Genomic DNA, 17,079 nt, shown 5'->3' with positions numbered 1-17,079 from the left:
TCAGGCCGGCTCGGTCACCTTGAGAATGGTCAGCAGTTGCTGGGCATGTTCGGCGGCATCCAGCCCCAGGCTGGTCAGGTAGCCGCCGTCGGGCAGAGAGGTCAATTGCTTGTCGTGCAGGCGCCGTGCGGCGGCGATCAGCGCAGGAGAGGCATTGGTGTGAACCTTGATGCCTTCCTGGTGGCTGTCGAGGTTGAACAGGGCGAGTACTTCCAGTTCGGCGATCAGTTCGGGGGTGAAGGACATGATGACTCCTGACTTCCAGACAAGGACGGCGGCACCGACGCCGGTGCCTGGTCTTGCAGTGTAGTCAGTATTTCACTCGTCGCCTTGATCTGACTCAGGCGGCAGCTCCGGCAAGGCGCGCAGGGCGCTTTCGTACCATTCACCGTTGAACGGGCGGTCTTGTTCGAGCATTGCGTCGATCTCAATGGCCAGCACGTGGGCCATGAGGTTCAGGATGTCCTCGCGCTCGTAGCCGACCAGGGTGAGCTTGTTGAAGGTGGCCTTGGCGGCAGGTGGTTCGCCACTGTCGATCTGGTTTTCGATGGCCTGGGTCAGGGTCGCCTCGGCGAAGGCTTCTTCATCGTTGTTGTCGATATCGGTGGGCTCGCTCATGGCGCTACTCCTGTGGTGGGAAGCACAGTTTGCCATGCCCGCGCTGGCAATGCCCGGTCATCGACGGCGCGTATGAAGCTGGCCAGAAGGGGGCCTGGGGTCTATAACAGCCCAGCCAACCCCTCACGGCCTGGAGGCTGTTTTTCATGCTCAAGCTTCACGGATTTGCGGTCAGCAATTACTACAACATGGTAAAGCTGGCGCTGCTGGAAAAAGGCCTGCCTTTCGAAGAGGTGCTGTTCTTCGCTGGGCAGAGCCCGCAAGCATTGGCCATCAGCCCGCGCGGCAAGGTACCGGTGCTGGAGACCGAACACGGCTTTGTCAGCGAGACCAGCGTGATTCTCGAATATATCGAGCAGACCCAGGCGGGTACGCCCTTGTTGCCTGTCGATGCCTTCGCCCAGGCCAAGGTGCGCGAGCTGACCAAGGAAATCGAGCTGTACATCGAGCTGCCGGCACGTACCTGTTACGCGCAGGCGTTCTTCGGCATGCAGGTCGAGTCATCGATCAAGGAAAAGGCCCGCAGCGAACTGCTGGCGGGCATCGCCACGCTCAAGCGCAACGGTCGCTTCGCGCCTTATGTGGCCGGTGAGCAGTTGACTCTGGCCGACCTGATGTTCTGCTTCTCGGTCGATCTGGCCTGGGTTGTGGGCAAGAAGGTGCTGGATATCGACTTGCTGGAGGACTTCCCGCAGGCCAAGGCGTTGCTCGAGCTACTGGCGCAGAACCCGCATATTCAGAAGATTGAGGCCGACAAGGACGCGCAGATGCCGGCGTTCCTGGAGATGATGCGCAGCGGCAAGCGTTGATCCCAGGGCAAGGCTAATTGGTAGGAGCCAGCGTCAGTTGGCGATGGCTCCTACCTGTATGGAGTGCGCAGCAGTTGCGCTTTAACGCGAAGCTAGCAGCGCCTTGCCACGCGCCACGGCAGCGCGGACCTGTGCCGGCGCGGTGCCGCCGATGTGGTTGCGGGCGTTCACCGAGCCTTCCAGGGTCAACACGGCGAATACGTCCTGCTCGATCTGGTCGCTGAACTGGCGCAGTTCGTCCAGGCTCATCTCGGCCAGGTCCTTGCCAGTGTCGACACCGTACTTCACCGCGTGGCCGACGATCTCGTGGCAGTCGCGGAACGGCAGGCCACGGCGGACCAGGTAGTCGGCCAGGTCGGTGGCGGTGGAGAAGCCGCGCAGGGCCGCTTCACGCATGACGGCGTGCTTGGGCTTGATCGCCGGAATCATGTCGGCGAAGGCACGCAGCGAATCGCGCAGGGTATCGGCGGCGTCGAACAGCGGCTCCTTGTCTTCCTGGTTGTCCTTGTTGTAGGCCAGCGGCTGGCCTTTCATCAGGGTCAGCAGGCCAGTCAGGGCGCCGAACACGCGGCCGCTCTTGCCACGTACCAGTTCCGGAACGTCTGGGTTCTTCTTCTGCGGCATGATCGAGCTGCCGGTGCAGAAACGGTCAGGTAGGTCGACGAACTGGAATTGCGCGCTGGTCCACAGCACCAGTTCTTCGGAGAAGCGCGACAGGTGCATCATCGCTACGCTGGCAGCTGCGCAGAATTCGATGGCGAAGTCGCGGTCGGACACACCGTCCAGCGAGTTGCCGGCAACCGCCTCGAACCCCAACAGCTGGCAAGTGAGTTCGCGGTCGATCGGGTAGGTGGTGCCGGCCAGCGCAGCGCTGCCAAGGGGCATGCGGTTGGTGCGCTTGCGGCAATCCACCAGGCGCTCGTAATCGCGGCTGAGCATCTCGAACCAGGCCAGCAGATGGTGGCCGAAGGTCACAGGCTGGGCAGTCTGCAGGTGGGTGAAGCCGGGCATGATGGTCTCGGCTTCGCGCTCTGCCTGCTCCAGCAGGCCCTGCTGCAGGCGGGTGATTTCGGCCAGGATCAGGTCGATCTCGTCGCGCAGCCACAGGCGGATGTCGGTGGCCACCTGGTCGTTGCGGCTGCGGCCGGTGTGCAGTTTTTTGCCGGTGATGCCGATGCGGTCGGTCAGGCGCGCCTCGATGTTCATGTGCACGTCTTCCAGGTCGACGCGCCAGTCGAAAGTCCCGGCCTCGATCTCACCTTGGATGGTCTTCAGGCCGTCGATGATGGTGTCGCGCTCGGCATCGGTAAGGACGCCGACCTTCGCCAGCATGGTGGCGTGGGCGATCGAACCCATGATGTCGTGGCGGTACAGGCGCTGGTCGAAATTGACCGAAGCGGTGAAACGGGCGACGAAGGCGTCGACGGGCTCACTGAAGCGGCCGCCCCAGGACTGATTGGTCTTGTCGGTGCTCATGGATTCACTCATTGAAGGCGTGAACGAAAAAAGTGGCGCCGATAATAGCAGGGTTGGCGCGGCTGCCGCAGGACGCCGGTCGAGAGAAATACGAGCAGTTGCCATGGGCACGGCGCTGCCTGGGCCCTGCAAAGGATATTTAGCGATTGAACGGCAGCGTTCCGGCAACCGTCTACAGTTGGACAGAGGCTCGGTAGCATTTCATGCGGAGCCAGTGAATCTTTAGCCATCGTGCGAGTCTGAGCGTGGATCGCCGTGACGGTCGAAACCTCACCTGTCTACGCTATCCTTGTGCGAGACTCACTCAGGAATCCAGCGCAATATGAATGTCCTGATCGTTGATGACGAACCCCAAGCCCGTGAGCGCCTGAGCCGCTTGCTCGGCGAACTCGAGGGCTACACCGTGCTGGAGCCCAGCGCCACCAACGGCGAGGAGGCCTTGGCCCTGATCGATAGCCTCAAGCCCGACGTGGTCCTGTTGGACATCGGCATGCCAGGGCTGGACGGGCTTCAGGTCGCCGCCAAACTGTGCGAGCGTGAAGCGCCGCCAGCCGTGGTGTTCTGTGCCAGTGACGACGAATTCACCATCCAGTCCTTCAAAGACAGCACCCTCAGCCATGTCACCAAACCGGTGCAGCCGCAGGGGCTGCGCGAAGCCCTGCGCAAGGCCGAGCGCCCGAACCGTACGCAACTGGCCGCCTTGACCCGCCCAGCGCAGGAAAGCGGCACTGGGCCTCGCAGTCATATCAGTGCCCGAACGCGAAAGGGCATCGAGTTGATTCCCTTGGCCCAGGTCATCTATTTCATCGCCGACCACAAGTACGTGACCCTGCGCCATGAGGCCGGCGAGGTCCTGCTCGATGAGCCGCTCAAGGCTCTGGAAGACGAGTTCGGCGACCGTTTCGTGCGCATCCACCGCAATGCCCTGGTTGCCCGGGAGCGCATAGAGAGGCTGCAACGTACGCCGTTGGGGCACTTCCAGCTGTTCCTCAAGGGCCTGGACGGCGATGCCCTGACCGTTAGCCGGCGACATGTGGCCGGTGTGCGCAAGATGATGCAAACGCTCTGACACAGCACATCCGCGGCCAGGGATGGCCGGGACATGACCTGGATCTGCCGAGGAATCCGACGGAGCTGTTATCATCGGTGGCATTTCTCTCGTTCGGGGCGCTCCATGTCCACTCGCGAAATCCGCATCGCCACCCGCAAAAGTGCTCTTGCCCTGTGGCAGGCCGAATATGTCAAAGCCCGCTTGGAACAGGCCCATCCCGGCCTGACTGTCACGCTGGTACCCATGGTCAGCCGCGGCGACAAACTGCTCGACTCCCCGCTGTCGAAGATCGGCGGCAAGGGATTGTTCGTCAAGGAGCTGGAAACCGCCTTGCTCGAGCAACAGGCCGATATCGCCGTACACTCGATGAAGGACGTGCCGATGGACTTCCCCGAAGGCCTGGGGCTGTTCTGTATCTGCGAGCGCGAAGACCCGCGTGATGCCTTTGTCTCCAACCGCTTCTCCAGCCTTGACGTCTTGCCTGCCGGCAGCATCGTCGGCACCTCCAGCCTGCGCCGCCAGGCCCAGTTGCTGGCCCGTCGGCCGGACCTGGAAATCCGCTTCCTACGTGGCAACGTCAACACTCGTTTGGCCAAGCTCGATGCCGGTGAGTACGACGCGATCATCCTGGCGGCCGCGGGCCTGATCCGCCTCGGCTTCGAAGACCGCATCACCGGCTTCATCAGTGTCGATGACAGCCTGCCGGCCGGAGGCCAGGGCGCTGTTGGCATCGAATGCCGTACAGCCGACACGCAGATCCACGCGTTGCTGGCGCCTTTGCACCATGCCGACACCGCAGACCGGGTGGTGGCTGAGCGGGCGATGAACAAGCGTCTGAACGGCGGCTGCCAGGTGCCGATCGCCTGCTATGCAGTGCTCGAAGGCGAGCAGCTCTGGTTACGTGGCCTGGTCGGTCAGCCCAGTGGCGGCACCTTACTGGTGGCGCAGGCGCGTGCGCCACGCAGCACTGCTGAAGCGTTGGGCGTACAGGTCGCCGAGGATCTCCTGGGTCAGGGTGCCGAGGCGATTCTCAAGGAAGTCTATGGCGAGGCCGGCCACTCGTGAGCGGGTGGCGCCTGTTGCTGACCCGTCCTGCTGAGGACTGTGCGGCGCTGGCGCAGACGCTTGCCGCTGCCGGCATCCAGAGCAGCAGCCTGCCGCTGCTGGAGATCGAGCCTTTGGCGTTGGAGGCTGGGCAGCTCGACAAGGTGCGTCAACTGGCCCTCTACCAGGCCGTCATCGTGGTCAGCAAACCCGCGGCGCGATTGCTGCTCGGGCTACTTGCCCGATGCCCAGCACCCACCGCGCAGCCTGCCTGGTTCACGGTGGGCGCGGCTACTGCCCAGGTCCTCGAGCGTGAGGGGCTGCAGGTCGCGTTCCCTTCCCGGGGCGATGACAGCGAGGCCTTGCTGGGCCTGCCTGCCTTGCGCCAGGCTGTCGCCGCTACGGCGCCACGCGTGCTCATCGTGCGTGGCGAGGGAGGGCGCGAACTGCTGGCCGAGCGTCTTGGGGAGCAAGGTGCTAGTGTCGATTATCTGGAACTGTATCGCCGTCGGTTGCCGAGCTACCCGGCCGGCACCCTGGCGCGCAGGGTCGATGGGGAACGCCTGAACGGCCTGGTGGTCAGCAGTGGGCAAGGGCTTGAACACTTGCAACAATTGGCTGGCGCCGATTGGCCACGGTTGGCGCAGTTGCCGCTGTTCGTGCCCAGCCCGCGGGTCGCCGACCAGGCCCGGGCCTGGGGCGCGCAACAGGTAGTGGATTGCCGCGGTGCCAGTGCCGCGGCCTTGCTGGCAGCCGTGCAGCGAATCGCTGCACCTGCCCTCTAAGGCGCTAAGCTGTTTGGCGAGCGCCCCAATGCAAAGGATGGATACGTGAGCGAAACTGTCTTGCCCAACAATGAACAGCAATCGGCGCCCGAGGTGCCTGAACCTACCGCTGCCACGCCGGCCAAGCGTTCCGGCAACGGCTTGGCGATCCTGGCCCTGCTGCTGGGCGCGGCAGGTGTCGCAGTCGGGGGATGGGGTGTCTGGCAGGTACGCCAGTTGCAGGGTAGCGAGCAAGGGCAGGGTCAGCACCTGCAGGTGCTGAACGAGCGTACCGAGGCCTTGCAGCAGCGTGAACAGCAGATTACTACGCAGTTGGCGGCCTTGCCGCCGGCCAGCGAGCTGGAAGACCGCCGTCGGCTGGTCGCGCAATTGCAAGGCGACCAGCAACGCCTGAGCCAGCGCCTGGAGACCGTTCTCGGTGCCAGCCGCAAGGATTGGCGCCTGGCCGAAGCCGAGCACTTGCTCCGCCTAGCCACCCTGCGCCTGTCGGCGCTCCAGGACATTGCCAGCGCCAGAGCCCTGGTCGAAGGTGCCGACGAGATTCTGCGCGAGCAGAGCGACCCCGCCGCTTTCGCCGCGCGCGAGCAGTTGGCGCGCAGCCTGGCGACGCTGCAGAGTGTCCAGCAGCCCGACCGTACCGGTCTGTTCCTGAAACTTGCCGCGCAGCGCGAGCAGGTGCAGCAGTTGAACGCCGTGGCCCCCGAGTTCGACAGCAATGCCGATGCCCTGGGCGCCCTCACCGCCGATGGCGATGGCGCCAGCCGCTGGTCCCAGTGGTGGGCGGAGATCTCCAAGTACTTCCAGATCGATTTCAATGCGGACGAAAATGTCCGTCCGTTGCTGGCCGGGCAATCGTTGAACCAGTTGCGCCTGGCCCTGAGCCTGACCATCGAGCAGGCCCAGTGGGCAGCTCTCAACGGTGAGGCGAAGGTCTATACCCAGGCCCTGGATGACGCGCGCAGCGTCCTGCTGGCCAACTTCAATCCGGACAACCCGCAAAGCAAGGCCATGCTGGACAGCCTCAACGAACTGGCCGAGCAGCCTGTCTCTGTGGTGGTGCCTGACCTGAGCGAAAGCCTGACGGCGGTGCAAGCCTACATCGAGCGCCGGCACCTGCCGGCCGAAGCCGAGGGGGCCAAGCCATGAAGCGCGTCTACCTGCTGGCGGTCCTGGCGATCGCCGTGGCCGCCGCGCTGGGTATCGCCATCGCCAAGCACAGCGGCTATGTGTTGATCGCCTACGGTGGTTTCAGGTACCAGTCGGGGCTGTGGGCGGCGCTGGGCGCACTGGTGGGCGTCATCCTGGCACTGTGGCTGTTGCGTTACCTGGTCGGCCTGGTATTGACCTCCTCGGGTGTGGTCAACCCATGGTCCCGGCGCAACCGCAGCCGGCGCACCCGCCTGGCCATCGAACAGGGTCAGCTTGACCTGGCCGAGGGCCGCTGGGCCAGTGCTCAGCGTCACCTGCATCGTGCAGCGGAGCACGAGCGCCAACCCCTGCTGTACTACCTCGGTGCCGCGCGTGCAGCCAACGAGCTGGGCCGTACAGAAGACCGCGACCAACTGCTCGAGCGAGCCCTGGAGCGTCAACCCCAGGCAGAGCTGGCTGTTGCCTTGACCCATGCCCAACTGCAGATGGACAGTGGGGACAGGGATGCGGCGCTGGACACTCTGCACGCCATGCAGGAGCGCCATCCACATAACGCCCAGGTATTGCGGCTCCTGCAGCGCCTGCATCGTGAGCGTGGCGAATGGTCCGAAGTGATCCGCCTGATGCCCGAGCTGCGCAAGGGCAAGGTACTTCCGGCGCAGGAGTTGGCCGAACTGGAACAGCGTGCCTGGGGCCAGAACCTGTGCCTGGCGGCAACCCGTGGCGAGGACTCGCAAAGCGCCCGTCAGGCGTTGGAGCGGGCCTGGCAGCAACTGACCGCTGCCCAGCGCCAGGAGCCGCAGCTGGTGCTGGCCTATGCCGAGCAACTGCGCCAGGTCGGCGCGCAAGGTGAGGCCGAGCAGGCCCTGCGCGCGGCGCTCAAGCGTCAATACGAAAGCCACTTGGCTCGCCTGTATGGGCTGGTCTGTGGTGACGACCCGGCGCGTCAGTTGCAAACGGCTGAAGGCTGGCTCAAGGACCACCCGGAGGACCCCAGCCTGCTGTTGACGCTGGGTCGTCTGAGCTTGCAGAACCGCCTGTGGGGCAAGGCGCGGGATTACTTGGAGAGCAGCCTGCGGCTGCAGCGCAATCCGGAAACCTGTGCGGAACTGGCCCGGCTGCTGGCCGGCCTGGGCGATACTGAGCGCAGCAACCAGCTGTTCCAGGAGGGATTGGGGCTGCTGGACGAACGTTTGCTTGCCCTGCCTTTGCCCGAGGGCGTCAAAGCCTGAAGCGGCCTGGAGCCCGCGTCTAGACGGGGCTCCAGCTTTCGGCCACAGCCTTCCCAGGCCTCTGGGGGATTTTTCGTCTATTTGGACGGAGATTTCCTACAAATTTCCCCGTCATTTGCCTTGTTTAACAGGGACATATCCTGGTTGTAGCGCCTTGAAACAAAGCGCGCCTTTCCTCTACCGTTCGCAGCCATGTCACGCTTTTCAGGACTTGTCATGCCTGTGGCCCGTTTGCGTTCCCCGTTCTTCCCGGCCTTCATGGCCGCGGTACTGATCATGGCTGTCACGGTCTGCCTGGAATACAGCCAAGGCCTGACGCCGTGCCCCCTGTGCTACAGCCAGCGGCTGTTCCTGGCGGCCTTCGGCCTTGTCTGCCTCTGCGCCGTGATCCACTCACCCGCACGGCGCGGCGCCTGCATCTATGGAGTGCTCGCCTTGATCTGTGCGGGAAGTGGCGCGATGCTCGCGGCGCGGCAGGTATGGTTGCAGAGCTCGCCGATGGCGCTCATGGAGTGCCGAGCCCCACTCGGGCAGATTATCGAAAACATACCCTGGAGCCAGGTGCTGAAAATGATGGTGCTCGGGAGCAAGGAGTGCACCGCGATACATTGGAGCTTTCTGGACCTGACTTTGCCGGAGTGGAGCCTACTGGCTTTTCTGCTTTTGGCTCTGCCGATCCTGTCGAGTTTGCTGGCGTATCGCTTCAGCAGGCTGTTGCGCATGAGCGAAACCTGACCCAGCTCAATTTCCGGTGAATTGACGATCAGTGGTCGTGTGTAACGGGATTAAACACTTGTATGAACTTTATCCACTGCGTACCTTGAAGGCCAAGGCGTGCGGGAATACTCTCCCAGCACGCATACCGAAAATACAACTGCTCGATGCCGTCTTGCGGACGTTACTTTTGTTCCGCAGTGTTGTGGAACGAGGTGCAGCGGCATTACCCAGAAGGGAAGAAATCGCCATGCTCGATAGTTGTCAGAATGCTCAGGAACGCTGGGGTGGGGTTCATCAGCTGATTGATCGATGGCTCAAGGAGCGGGAAGAGTTGGTGCAGGCTTTTCGAAGCTTGCGCGATGCCCGTCCGGCCTTCGCCGACAAGGACAAGAACCGCGATTTCTGCGCAGTCCTGGTCGACTATGTCTCGGCTTGGCATTTCGAGATCAGTGAGCAGTTGGTCAGCGAGGCGAAGGCTTTCGGCGACACGCGTAGCCTGGAACTGGCCACGCAGATCAGCCCGCGTATCGACGACATCACTCAGATCGCGCTGGCTTTCAATGACCATTGCGACAAGGGGCAGTGCAGCGACCCTGAACGCTTCGCCAAGAAGCTCACCGAGCTGGGCAGCCTGCTGCACGAACGCTTCGAGCTCGAAGACTGCCTCATCGAAGTGCTGCACAACGCGCACAAGGAAGAAGGCGCAGTAGAGGCCTGACAGCCGGCCTCAGTCGGTTGCGGCAAGCAGTTCTATCTCGAACACCAGCGGGGTATAGGGCGCGATCAGGTCACCTGCGCCCTCGGCACCATAGGCTTGCGCCGACGGTATCACCAGCCGCCATTTTGCTCCTGCCTTCATCCGCGGCAATGCCACCTGCCATCCTTCGATCACGGAATCCAGGTTGAACCATTGCGGTTGCTGGCTCTGATCGAACACCGAGCCGTCCGGCAACTTGCCTACATAGCGAACCTGTACCTTGCCGCCTGTCTTGGGTGGTGCGCCGGTCCCACCTGCCAGTTCGCTGTAGAGGATGCCACCCGCCAACTCATGCACCCCGGCACGGGCCCGTTCGTTGGCCATGAAGCGCTTTTCCGCTGTCAGCATTTTCTCGACTTGGGCCTGTTCGGCATCCGCGCTCGCCTGCTCGTCATGCGTCTGGAGAATGGCTTGCATCCGCGCCTTGTCGAGCTTCAGCGGTTCGTTCCGGTAGGCCTGGCGCAGGCCTTCCAGCAGCACCTCAAGCTGAAGGCCAGGCACTTCATCACGCAGGCGCTCGCCCAGGCTGGCACCCAGGCTGTAGGCCAGGTCATGGTCGCTGGTGGGCGTAGGCTCGGGGCTGGCGAGGCCAAGAGGAGCAAACAGGCACAGGCCGAAAAGCAGATAACGAGGCATGGACAACTCCTGCTACGACAAGGGCGAAGTATGCCAGCCTTGTTGGCGGGAGATGTGCAAATATCAGCAATACTTTGTCGAGCAACTACACTTGCATCCAGCTGCAAGATAACAACTTTGCCCAGGCATGCAACGCGGCGCGTTTGATACTGTCAACATCCAGGGTCTGTTGCTGTTTCATTCTCGACCGCCTTGCCGCGAGAAATGCCCCGATTAGGCATCGCTCGGTCGGGAATGAAACATCATAGACCCTAGCGGCGGTAGCAGCAGAAGCATAGTATGAGCCGCATTCTCGTCAGCCAGGAGGTAAACCATGTCGGCTAAAAAGAAGCCAGTAAGTACGCCGTTACACCTGCTCCAGCAACTTTCGGGCAGCCTGCTCGAACACTTGGAAGATGCCTGCTCGCAAGCGCTGGCTGATGCTGAAAAACTGCTGGCCAAGTTGGAAAAGCAACGTGGCAAGGCGCAGGAAAAACTGCACAACTCCCGTCTCAAGTTGCAGGACGCTGCCAAGGCCGGTAAAGCCAAGGCGCAGAACAAGGCCAAGGCGGCAGTAGGGGAACTTGAAGACCTGCTCGACTCGCTCAAGGATCGGCAATCGCAAACCCGCACTTATATCTTGCAACTCAAGCGTGACGCCCAGGAAAGCCTGAAGTTGGCCCAGGGCGTGGGCAAGGTTCGCGAGGCGGCTGCCAAGGCGCTGGATCAGCGCGCTGCCAAAGCAACCGTCAAGCCTGTTGCGGCGAAACCGTCTGCCAAGGCCTCGGCCAAAGCAGCGGCTAAACCAGCCGCCAAGCCAGCTACCACCAAGGCCGCTGCGAAACCGGCAACCAGGTCGGCCGCAGCTAAGGCGCCAGCCCGGGCCGCCGCTGCGAAGCCTGCAGCCAAGCCAGCGGCGGCCAAGGCACCTGCTCGGGCTGCCGCTGCGAAGCCTGCAGCCAAGGCAGCGGCGGCCAAGGCACCTGCTCGGACTGCCGCTGCGAAGCCTGCAGCCAAGTCAGCGGCTGCCAAGGCGCCAGCCCGGGCTGCTGCTGCGAAAACTGCAGCCAAGCCAGCGGCCACCAAGGCACCCGCCAAGCCAGCCGCCGCGAAGCCTGCAGCCAAGCCAGTTGCCACCAAGGCACCCGCCAGGGCCACCGCTGCGAAACCGGCGGCCAAGCCCGCCGCTACCAAGGCCCCGGCCAAAGCTGCTGCCGCGAAGCCAACTGCCAAGCCAGCCGCTGCGAAACCCGCAGCCAAGCCCGCAGCTGCAAAAGCGCCCGCCAAACCAGTGGCCGCCAAGCCTGCCGAAACCAAACCTGCTGCTGCTCCGGCGTCCGGCGCCAGCACGCCAGCGCCAGTAAGCAATTCGGCAGCATCAACGGCTTCGACACCGGCAGCCAGCCCGGTTCAGTCGCCGTCCTCGGCCTCCTGAAGCCCTTGGGCGGCGATGCGCAGCTGTTGCAGCGCGTCGCCGGCCAGGGCTTTGCCTGGCATCAGCCGGGCCAGCCAATCGTTCGTGGGCTCGGTCGAGCCCACGGGCCACTCGCCGGCCAGCGCCCCCAGACGCTCCAGCAGGCGACGTTCAGCCTCCAGTTCCAGACCTTTCACTTGCTCGCGCAGGGCTGCCAACTGCGGGTCTTCTGCTGCCTGATCGCGCCATTGCTGGCGCAGGCAACGTAGCGGTCCGACAACCTCCCGCTGCCAAGGCCCGGCCACCTCGCGCAGTGCCTGCACCCGCGCCTCGCTGGCTGGTACACCCCGTGCCTGCAGCCAAGCCCCACAGAGCAGCAGGCAGACATCGCCACCCTGGTCCTGCAGGCCCAGGCAGGCAGCTTCCACGCCGGGACGGGCATACAGGGCCAGGGCGTAATTCCACAGGTCGGTGTGCATGGTTCAACTCGCGCCAGTGACCGAGGAAGCTGGTAGACTCCGCGGCCATTATGATCAGACTATCGAACCTCACTTTACAGCGTGGTCCGCAGCGCTTGCTAGAAGGCGCCGAGATGACCCTGCACACCGGTCACAAGGCCGGCCTGATTGGCGCCAACGGTGCCGGTAAATCCAGCCTGTTCGCCTTGCTGCGCGGTGAACTCACGCCTGATGCCGGCGACTGCCAGGTGCCCGGTGACTGGCGCATCGCCCACATGCGCCAGGAGGTCGATACCCTGGACCGCCTGGCCGTGGACTATGTACTCGACGGCGATGTCCGCCTGCGCAAGGTCCAGGCCGAATTGGCCGCTGCCGAAGCCGCGCACGATGGCACCGCCCTGGCCAGGCTGCACAGCGAACTGGACAGCGCCGACGGCTACACCGCTGACGCCCGGGCGCGCAAGTTGCTGGCCGGTCTCGGTTTCACCAACGAGCAGATGGACCGCCGCGTCGGCGACTTCTCCGGTGGCTGGCGGATGCGCCTGAACCTGGCGCAGGCGCTGATGTGCCCATCGGACCTGCTGCTGCTCGACGAGCCGACCAACCACCTCGACCTGGATGCCATCCTCTGGCTGGAAGAGTGGCTCAAGGGCTACCCCGGCACGCTGCTGCTGATTTCCCATGACCGCGATTTCCTCGATGCGGTGGTCGACCATGTGCTACATGTCGAGCAATGCAAGCTGAACCTCTACCGTGGCGGCTACACGGCCTTCGAGCGCACCCGTGCCGAACGCCTGGCGCAGCAGCAGCAGGCCTACGAGAAGCAGCAGGCGCAGCGCGCGCACATGGAAAAGTACATCGCCCGCTTCAAGGCCCAGGCCACCAAGGCCCGTCAGGCCCAGAGCCGGATCAAGGCCCTTGAGCGCATGGAGGAGCTGTCGGCTGCCCATGTGGATTCGCCTTTCGACTTCAGTTTCCGCGAGTCGGAAAAGATCTCCAGCCCACTGCTCGACCTCTCCGAAGGTCGCCTGGGCTATGGCGACAAGGTGATTCTGGAGAAGGTCAAGCTGCAACTGACTCCGGGGGCGCGGATCGGCCTGTTGGGCCCCAACGGCGCGGGCAAGTCGACCCTGATCAAGAACCTTGCTGGCGAGCTGGAGCCGCTGTCCGGGCGCCTGGTTCGAGGCGAAAACCTCGCCGTCGGCTACTTCGCCCAGCACCAGCTCGATTCGCTGGACGACAAAGCCAGCCCGCTGTTGCACCTGCAACGCCTGGCGCCGACCGAACGTGAGCAGACCTTGCGTGACTTCCTCGGTGGTTTCGACTTCCGTGGCGGGCGCATCGACGAGCCGGTGGTGAACTTCTCCGGTGGCGAGAAGGCGCGCCTGGCCCTGGCCCTGATTGCCTGGGAGCGGCCGAACCTACTGTTGCTCGACGAACCGACCAACCATCTGGACCTGGAGATGCGCCTGGCCCTGACCATGGCCCTGCAGGAATTCAGTGGCGCGGTAGTGGTTGTCTCCCACGACCGGCATCTGCTCAAGAGCACCACCGATGACTTCCTGCTGGTGGCCGACGGCAAGGTCGATACCTTCGACGGTGACTTGGACGACTACAGCCGTTGGCTGGTCGAGTACCGCCAGCGCAATGCGCCGGTGAGCAATACCCCGGTCAACCCGGACAAGACCGACAAGAAAGCCCAGCGTCAGGCTGCTGCTGCGCTGCGTCAGCAACTGGCGCCGCACAAGCGCGAAGCTGACAAGCTCGAGCGTGAGCTGGGCGAGGTTCACACCCAGCTGGCCGAGATCGAAACCGCCCTGGGTGATAGCAGCCTCTACGAGGCCGCGCGCAAGGACGAACTGCGGGATCTGCTGGCCCGTCAGAGCAAACTCAAGGTGCGTGAAGGCGAATTGGAAGAAGCCTGGATGGAAGCCCTGGAGCGTTTGGAAGGCATGCAGGCCGAGCTGGAGGCGCTGTCCTGATAGAGGCTGCCTGCGGTGGCCTCCCAAAAAAGCCGTGGTGATTTTTTCGACAACGCATTAGCTTAGTGTTTTGCAAGATGTAAGAGCGAGGTGTGCGATGTCGATGGAAACCTGGTTGGCCTTCTTTGCTGCGTGCTGGGTGATCAGCCTGTCGCCGGGCGCCGGTGCCATTGCATCGATGTCCAGCGGCTTGCAATACGGCTTCTGGCGTGGGTACTGGAACGCCCTGGGCCTGCAACTGGGGCTGATCCTGCAGATCGCCATCATCGCTGCCGGGGTCGGTGCGATCCTTGCGACCTCCGCCACCGCGTTCCAGGTTATCAAGTGGTTCGGCGTGATCTATCTGGTCTACCTGGCGGTCAAGCAATGGCGCGCCTTGCCTGCCGATCTCAGTGACAATGCGGCCGTGCGCCCGCTCGGCAAGCCGTTGACCCTGGTGTTCCGCGGCTTCCTGGTCAACGTCAGCAACCCCAAGGCCCTGGTCTTCATGCTCGCGGTATTGCCACAGTTCATCAACCCACATGCCGCGCTGCTGCCGCAGTACATGACCATCACTGCCACCATGATCACCGTCGATCTGCTGGTGATGGCCGGCTACACCGGTCTGGCAGCCCGTGTGCTGCGCCTGCTGCGTACGCCCAAGCAGCAGCGCCGCATGAACCGCACATTCGCTGGCCTGTTCATCGGTGCCGCGACCTTGCTGGCAACCATCCGCCGCACCCCGGTCTGACCTGGGCCGCCTGGCGGCATCCTACTGCAGGAGCCAGCGCAAGCTACTTGTCGAACATCCCCTTGAGCAGGTCGATAGGCAGCGGGAAGATGATGGTCGAGTTCTTGTCGCCAGCGATGCTGCCCAGGGTCTGCATGTAGCGCAGCTGCATCGCCCCGGGCTCCTTGCCGAGCATCTGCGCGGCTTGCATCAGCTTCTCCGAGGCCTGCAATTCACCTTCGGCATGGATCACCTTGGCCCGCCGCTCCCGCTCGGCCTCGGCCTGGCGGGCAATGGCACGGACCATCGACTCGTTGAGGTCGACATGCTTGATCTCGACGTTGGCCACCTTGATGCCCCAGGCGTCGGTCTGGGCGTCGAGCACCTCGCGGATGTCCAGGTTCAGGCGCTCGCGTTCGGCCAACAGTTCGTCCAGTTCATGTTTGCCGAGCACCGCGCGTAAGGTGGTCTGGGCCAGTTGGCTTGTGGCGTTGAGAAAGTCCTCGACCTGGATGATCGCCTTTTGCGGATCCAGCACCCGGAAGTACACCACGGCATTGACCTTGACCGAGACGTTATCGCGGGTGATCACATCCTGTGGCGGCACGTCCAGCACCACCGTGCGCAGGTCGACCCGGACCATCTGCTGGATGCCCGGGATCAACAGGATCAGCCCCGGCCCTTTGACCTGCCAGAAGCGCCCCAGTTGGAACACCACGCCACGCTCATATTCGCGCAAGATACGTAATGCCGACATCAAGAGCACGGCGATGAGCATCACCAGTGCGCCATAACCCAGTTGCATGAACATCTTCACTCTCCTTGCGACGCTGCTGGCGCGGTGGCGCTGACCTCCAGCACGACGCCACGACGGGCGACCACGCGCACGCGCTGACCAGCTTGCAGCGGTGTCGCGCATTGGACTTGCCATTGTTCGCCCTGGGCCTGCACCGAGCCGCAGAACGGGTTGTCCGGCGTTACCCTGATCACCGTGACCAGGCTGCCGACCAAGCCGGCATCACCGCTGACCACGGCCCGCTGGCGCGCTTTCAGCGCCATACCGAGCACGCCGCCGAGCAGCAGCGCCGACAGCACGGCCAGGCCGACGATCAACGGCAGGGGGATGCCATAGCCGGGGACGTCGGTGTCCATCAGGATCACCGCTCCGACCACGAAGGCGACTATGCCGCCGAAACCGACTATGCCAAAGCTGGGTAAAAACGCCTCGGCGATCATGAACGCAAGGCCCAGCAGGATCAGCGCGACGCCGGCATAGCTCACCGGCAACAGCTGCAGGGCATAGAGCGCCAGCAGCAGGCAGATGCCGCCGACTACTCCGCCGACCCCCGAGCCGGGGTTCATGAACTCGAACAGTAGGCCGTAGACACCGACCATGATCAGGATCAGGGCCACGCTCGGATTGGTGATCACTGCCAGCAGGCGAGTGCGCCAGTCCGGCAAGTGCTCGACCAGTACCGCGCCATTGGTCTGCAACTGACGGGATTGGCCGGCGGCCTCCAGGGTCTTGCCGTCGAGTTGGCGTAGCAGGTCTGGCAGGTCGTTGGCCAGATTGTCGACCACCTTCAGGCGCAAGGCTTCGCTGGCCGACAGGCTGACCGACTCACGCACCGCCTGCTCGGCCCACTCGGCATTGCGTCCGCGCAACTGCGCCAGACCACGGATATAAGCGGCGGCATCATTGACCTGTTTGCGTGCAAGGGTGTCCTGATCGCTGGGCGGCGCGGGCTTGTCACCATTGGGCGCCTTAGGGGGAGTGGGGTCCTTGGGCGGACCGCCGATCTGCACCGGGGTGGCGGCGCCGAGGTTGGTCCCCGGCGCCATGGCCGCGACGTGGCTGGCATAGAGGATATAGGTGCCGGCGCTGGCGGCGCGGGCGCCACTGGGGGCTACGTAGCTGGCCACTGGCACCGGGCTTGCGAGGATGGCTTTGATGATCTGGCGCATGGCGCTGTCCAGGCCGCCAGGGGTGTCCAAGCGTATCACCACCAGTTGCGCATCCTCGGCCTGGGCCTGCTCCAGGCCGCGCAGCAGATAGTCGGCGCTGGCCGGGCCAATGGCATCGTCGATGCTCAGCACCCAGATGCTGCCACCAGACGCTGCCTGACCGCCCGGCAGAGTGCCGAGCATCAGTATCAACAGCAGCCAACGACAGTATTGAGCGATCACATGGTGGCACCCGATAAGGAACTGTTCTTGAAGTTTAGCCGTACCTGCTCTGGAGACCGCCTAAACTTCAGGATGG

At 63.6% G+C, this 17,079-nt stretch carries 18 protein-coding genes and 1 pseudogene; 12 read left to right on the top strand and 7 right to left on the bottom strand.

Going from position 1 to position 17,079, the window contains the following annotated elements:
- Nucleotides 1-246 (bottom strand): TIGR02647 family protein, encoded by a 246-nt coding sequence (locus ACYU03_RS25100; protein WP_461887292.1) that lies wholly within the window; start codon nt 244-246, stop codon nt 1-3.
- Nucleotides 247-318: 72 nt separating this feature from the next.
- Entirely contained in the window at nt 319-618 is a 300-nt protein-coding gene (locus ACYU03_RS25095; protein WP_461887291.1) for a hypothetical protein, read from the bottom strand.
- Between the two features lie 146 nt (nt 619-764).
- On the opposite strand from ACYU03_RS25095, the gene ACYU03_RS25090 reads away from it, so the two are divergent.
- Nucleotides 765-1,427 carry a glutathione S-transferase gene (locus tag ACYU03_RS25090; protein WP_461887290.1) on the top strand — a complete coding sequence of 221 codons (663 nt, stop codon included), beginning with the start codon at nt 765-767 and terminating at the stop codon, nt 1,425-1,427.
- Between the two features lie 81 nt (nt 1,428-1,508).
- On the opposite strand, the gene argH is transcribed toward ACYU03_RS25090, so the two are convergent.
- On the bottom strand, nt 1,509-2,903 hold the full coding sequence (argH, locus tag ACYU03_RS25085) for an argininosuccinate lyase (protein ID WP_461887289.1): 1,395 nt from the start codon (nt 2,901-2,903) through the stop codon (nt 1,509-1,511).
- A 218-nt stretch (nt 2,904-3,121) separates the two neighbouring features.
- Between argH and ACYU03_RS25080 the strand changes: the two are divergent.
- The 8 genes and pseudogenes from ACYU03_RS25080 to rsd form a co-directional block, all read left to right on the top strand.
- Nucleotides 3,122-3,229: pseudogene (locus tag ACYU03_RS25080) on the top strand (sensor histidine kinase); the annotation flags it as partial.
- Nucleotides 3,226-3,972, top strand: a complete 747-nt coding sequence (locus tag ACYU03_RS25075; protein ID WP_461887288.1) for a LytR/AlgR family response regulator transcription factor — start codon at nt 3,226-3,228, stop codon at nt 3,970-3,972. The pseudogene ACYU03_RS25080 and the gene ACYU03_RS25075, both read left to right, overlap by 4 nt.
- Nucleotides 3,973-4,077: 105 nt before the next feature.
- Nucleotides 4,078-5,019, top strand: a complete 942-nt coding sequence (gene hemC / locus ACYU03_RS25070; protein ID WP_461887287.1) for a hydroxymethylbilane synthase — start codon at nt 4,078-4,080, stop codon at nt 5,017-5,019.
- On the top strand, nt 5,016-5,783 hold the full coding sequence (locus ACYU03_RS25065; protein WP_461887286.1) for a uroporphyrinogen-III synthase: 768 nt from the start codon (nt 5,016-5,018) through the stop codon (nt 5,781-5,783). The genes hemC and ACYU03_RS25065 overlap by 4 nt, the downstream gene beginning before the upstream one ends.
- A gap of 45 nt (nt 5,784-5,828) precedes the next feature.
- Complete coding sequence (locus ACYU03_RS25060; RefSeq protein WP_461887285.1) at nt 5,829-6,929, top strand: uroporphyrinogen-III C-methyltransferase; 1,101 nt, start codon at nt 5,829-5,831, stop codon at nt 6,927-6,929.
- On the top strand, nt 6,926-8,164 hold the full coding sequence (locus ACYU03_RS25055; RefSeq protein WP_461887284.1) for a heme biosynthesis HemY N-terminal domain-containing protein: 1,239 nt from the start codon (nt 6,926-6,928) through the stop codon (nt 8,162-8,164). The genes ACYU03_RS25060 and ACYU03_RS25055 overlap by 4 nt, the downstream gene beginning before the upstream one ends.
- A gap of 258 nt (nt 8,165-8,422) precedes the next feature.
- On the top strand, nt 8,423-8,899 hold the full coding sequence (locus tag ACYU03_RS25050) for a disulfide bond formation protein B (RefSeq protein WP_461891549.1): 477 nt from the start codon (nt 8,423-8,425) through the stop codon (nt 8,897-8,899).
- Nucleotides 8,900-9,128: 229 nt separating this feature from the next.
- Complete coding sequence (rsd, locus tag ACYU03_RS25045) at nt 9,129-9,599, top strand: sigma D regulator (RefSeq protein ID WP_461887283.1); 471 nt, start codon at nt 9,129-9,131, stop codon at nt 9,597-9,599.
- A gap of 9 nt (nt 9,600-9,608) precedes the next feature.
- Here the strand turns inward: rsd and ACYU03_RS25040 are convergent, their stop codons facing one another.
- The gene (locus ACYU03_RS25040) at nt 9,609-10,274 is read right to left on the bottom strand and encodes an FKBP-type peptidyl-prolyl cis-trans isomerase (protein ID WP_461887282.1); all 666 of its coding nucleotides are present in this window, start codon (nt 10,272-10,274) and stop codon (nt 9,609-9,611) included.
- 313 nt (nt 10,275-10,587) lie between these two features.
- Between ACYU03_RS25040 and ACYU03_RS25035 the strand changes: the two genes are divergently transcribed.
- Entirely contained in the window at nt 10,588-11,688 is a 1,101-nt protein-coding gene (locus ACYU03_RS25035; protein ID WP_461887281.1) for an AlgP family protein, read from the top strand.
- On the opposite strand, the gene ACYU03_RS25030 is transcribed toward ACYU03_RS25035, so the two are convergent.
- Complete coding sequence (locus tag ACYU03_RS25030) at nt 11,664-12,146, bottom strand: TIGR02444 family protein (RefSeq protein ID WP_461887280.1); 483 nt, start codon at nt 12,144-12,146, stop codon at nt 11,664-11,666. The genes ACYU03_RS25035 and ACYU03_RS25030 overlap by 25 nt on opposite strands.
- A 50-nt stretch (nt 12,147-12,196) precedes the next feature.
- On the opposite strand from ACYU03_RS25030, the gene ACYU03_RS25025 reads away from it, so the two are divergent.
- Nucleotides 12,197-14,107: an ATP-binding cassette domain-containing protein gene (locus tag ACYU03_RS25025; protein WP_461887279.1), complete on the top strand. Its 1,911-nt coding sequence runs from the start codon at nt 12,197-12,199 to the stop codon at nt 14,105-14,107.
- 97 nt (nt 14,108-14,204) lie between these two features.
- The gene (locus ACYU03_RS25020) at nt 14,205-14,837 is read left to right on the top strand and encodes a LysE family transporter (RefSeq protein ID WP_461887278.1); all 633 of its coding nucleotides are present in this window, start codon (nt 14,205-14,207) and stop codon (nt 14,835-14,837) included.
- Between the two features lie 43 nt (nt 14,838-14,880).
- Here the strand turns inward: ACYU03_RS25020 and ACYU03_RS25015 are convergent, their stop codons facing one another.
- Both ACYU03_RS25015 and ACYU03_RS25010 read right to left on the bottom strand, forming a co-directional pair.
- Nucleotides 14,881-15,627, bottom strand: a complete 747-nt coding sequence (locus ACYU03_RS25015; RefSeq protein ID WP_461887277.1) for a slipin family protein — start codon at nt 15,625-15,627, stop codon at nt 14,881-14,883.
- Nucleotides 15,628-15,629: 2 nt separating this feature from the next.
- On the bottom strand, nt 15,630-17,003 hold the full coding sequence (locus ACYU03_RS25010; RefSeq protein ID WP_461887276.1) for an NfeD family protein: 1,374 nt from the start codon (nt 17,001-17,003) through the stop codon (nt 15,630-15,632).
- Nucleotides 17,004-17,079: the final 76 nt, after the last annotated feature.

Source organism: Pseudomonas sp. X10 (assembly GCF_054889225.1).
This window is presented reverse-complemented; position numbering and strand designations above follow the sequence as displayed.

What these genes read in the sequence shown, in the direction of transcription:
- ACYU03_RS25090 (WP_461887290.1), top strand. Translation starts at nt 765, where the DNA reads ATGCTCAAGCTTCACGGATTTGCGGTCAGCAATTACTACAACATGGTA.
- argH (WP_461887289.1), bottom strand. Translation starts at nt 2,903, where the DNA reads ATGAGCACCGACAAGACCAATCAGTCCTGGGGCGGCCGCTTCAGTGAG.
- ACYU03_RS25025 (WP_461887279.1), top strand. Translation starts at nt 12,197, where the DNA reads ATGATCAGACTATCGAACCTCACTTTACAGCGTGGTCCGCAGCGCTTG.
- ACYU03_RS25035 (WP_461887281.1), top strand. Translation starts at nt 10,588, where the DNA reads ATGTCGGCTAAAAAGAAGCCAGTAAGTACGCCGTTACACCTGCTCCAG.
- ACYU03_RS25020 (WP_461887278.1), top strand. Translation starts at nt 14,205, where the DNA reads ATGTCGATGGAAACCTGGTTGGCCTTCTTTGCTGCGTGCTGGGTGATC.
- ACYU03_RS25040 (WP_461887282.1), bottom strand. Translation starts at nt 10,274, where the DNA reads ATGCCTCGTTATCTGCTTTTCGGCCTGTGCCTGTTTGCTCCTCTTGGC.
- ACYU03_RS25050 (WP_461891549.1), top strand. Translation starts at nt 8,423, where the DNA reads ATGGCCGCGGTACTGATCATGGCTGTCACGGTCTGCCTGGAATACAGC.
- ACYU03_RS25075 (WP_461887288.1), top strand. Translation starts at nt 3,226, where the DNA reads ATGAATGTCCTGATCGTTGATGACGAACCCCAAGCCCGTGAGCGCCTG.
- ACYU03_RS25055 (WP_461887284.1), top strand. Translation starts at nt 6,926, where the DNA reads ATGAAGCGCGTCTACCTGCTGGCGGTCCTGGCGATCGCCGTGGCCGCC.
- hemC (WP_461887287.1), top strand. Translation starts at nt 4,078, where the DNA reads ATGTCCACTCGCGAAATCCGCATCGCCACCCGCAAAAGTGCTCTTGCC.
- rsd (WP_461887283.1), top strand. Translation starts at nt 9,129, where the DNA reads ATGCTCGATAGTTGTCAGAATGCTCAGGAACGCTGGGGTGGGGTTCAT.
- ACYU03_RS25100 (WP_461887292.1), bottom strand. Translation starts at nt 246, where the DNA reads ATGTCCTTCACCCCCGAACTGATCGCCGAACTGGAAGTACTCGCCCTG.
- ACYU03_RS25015 (WP_461887277.1), bottom strand. Translation starts at nt 15,627, where the DNA reads ATGTTCATGCAACTGGGTTATGGCGCACTGGTGATGCTCATCGCCGTG.
- ACYU03_RS25095 (WP_461887291.1), bottom strand. Translation starts at nt 618, where the DNA reads ATGAGCGAGCCCACCGATATCGACAACAACGATGAAGAAGCCTTCGCC.
- ACYU03_RS25030 (WP_461887280.1), bottom strand. Translation starts at nt 12,146, where the DNA reads ATGCACACCGACCTGTGGAATTACGCCCTGGCCCTGTATGCCCGTCCC.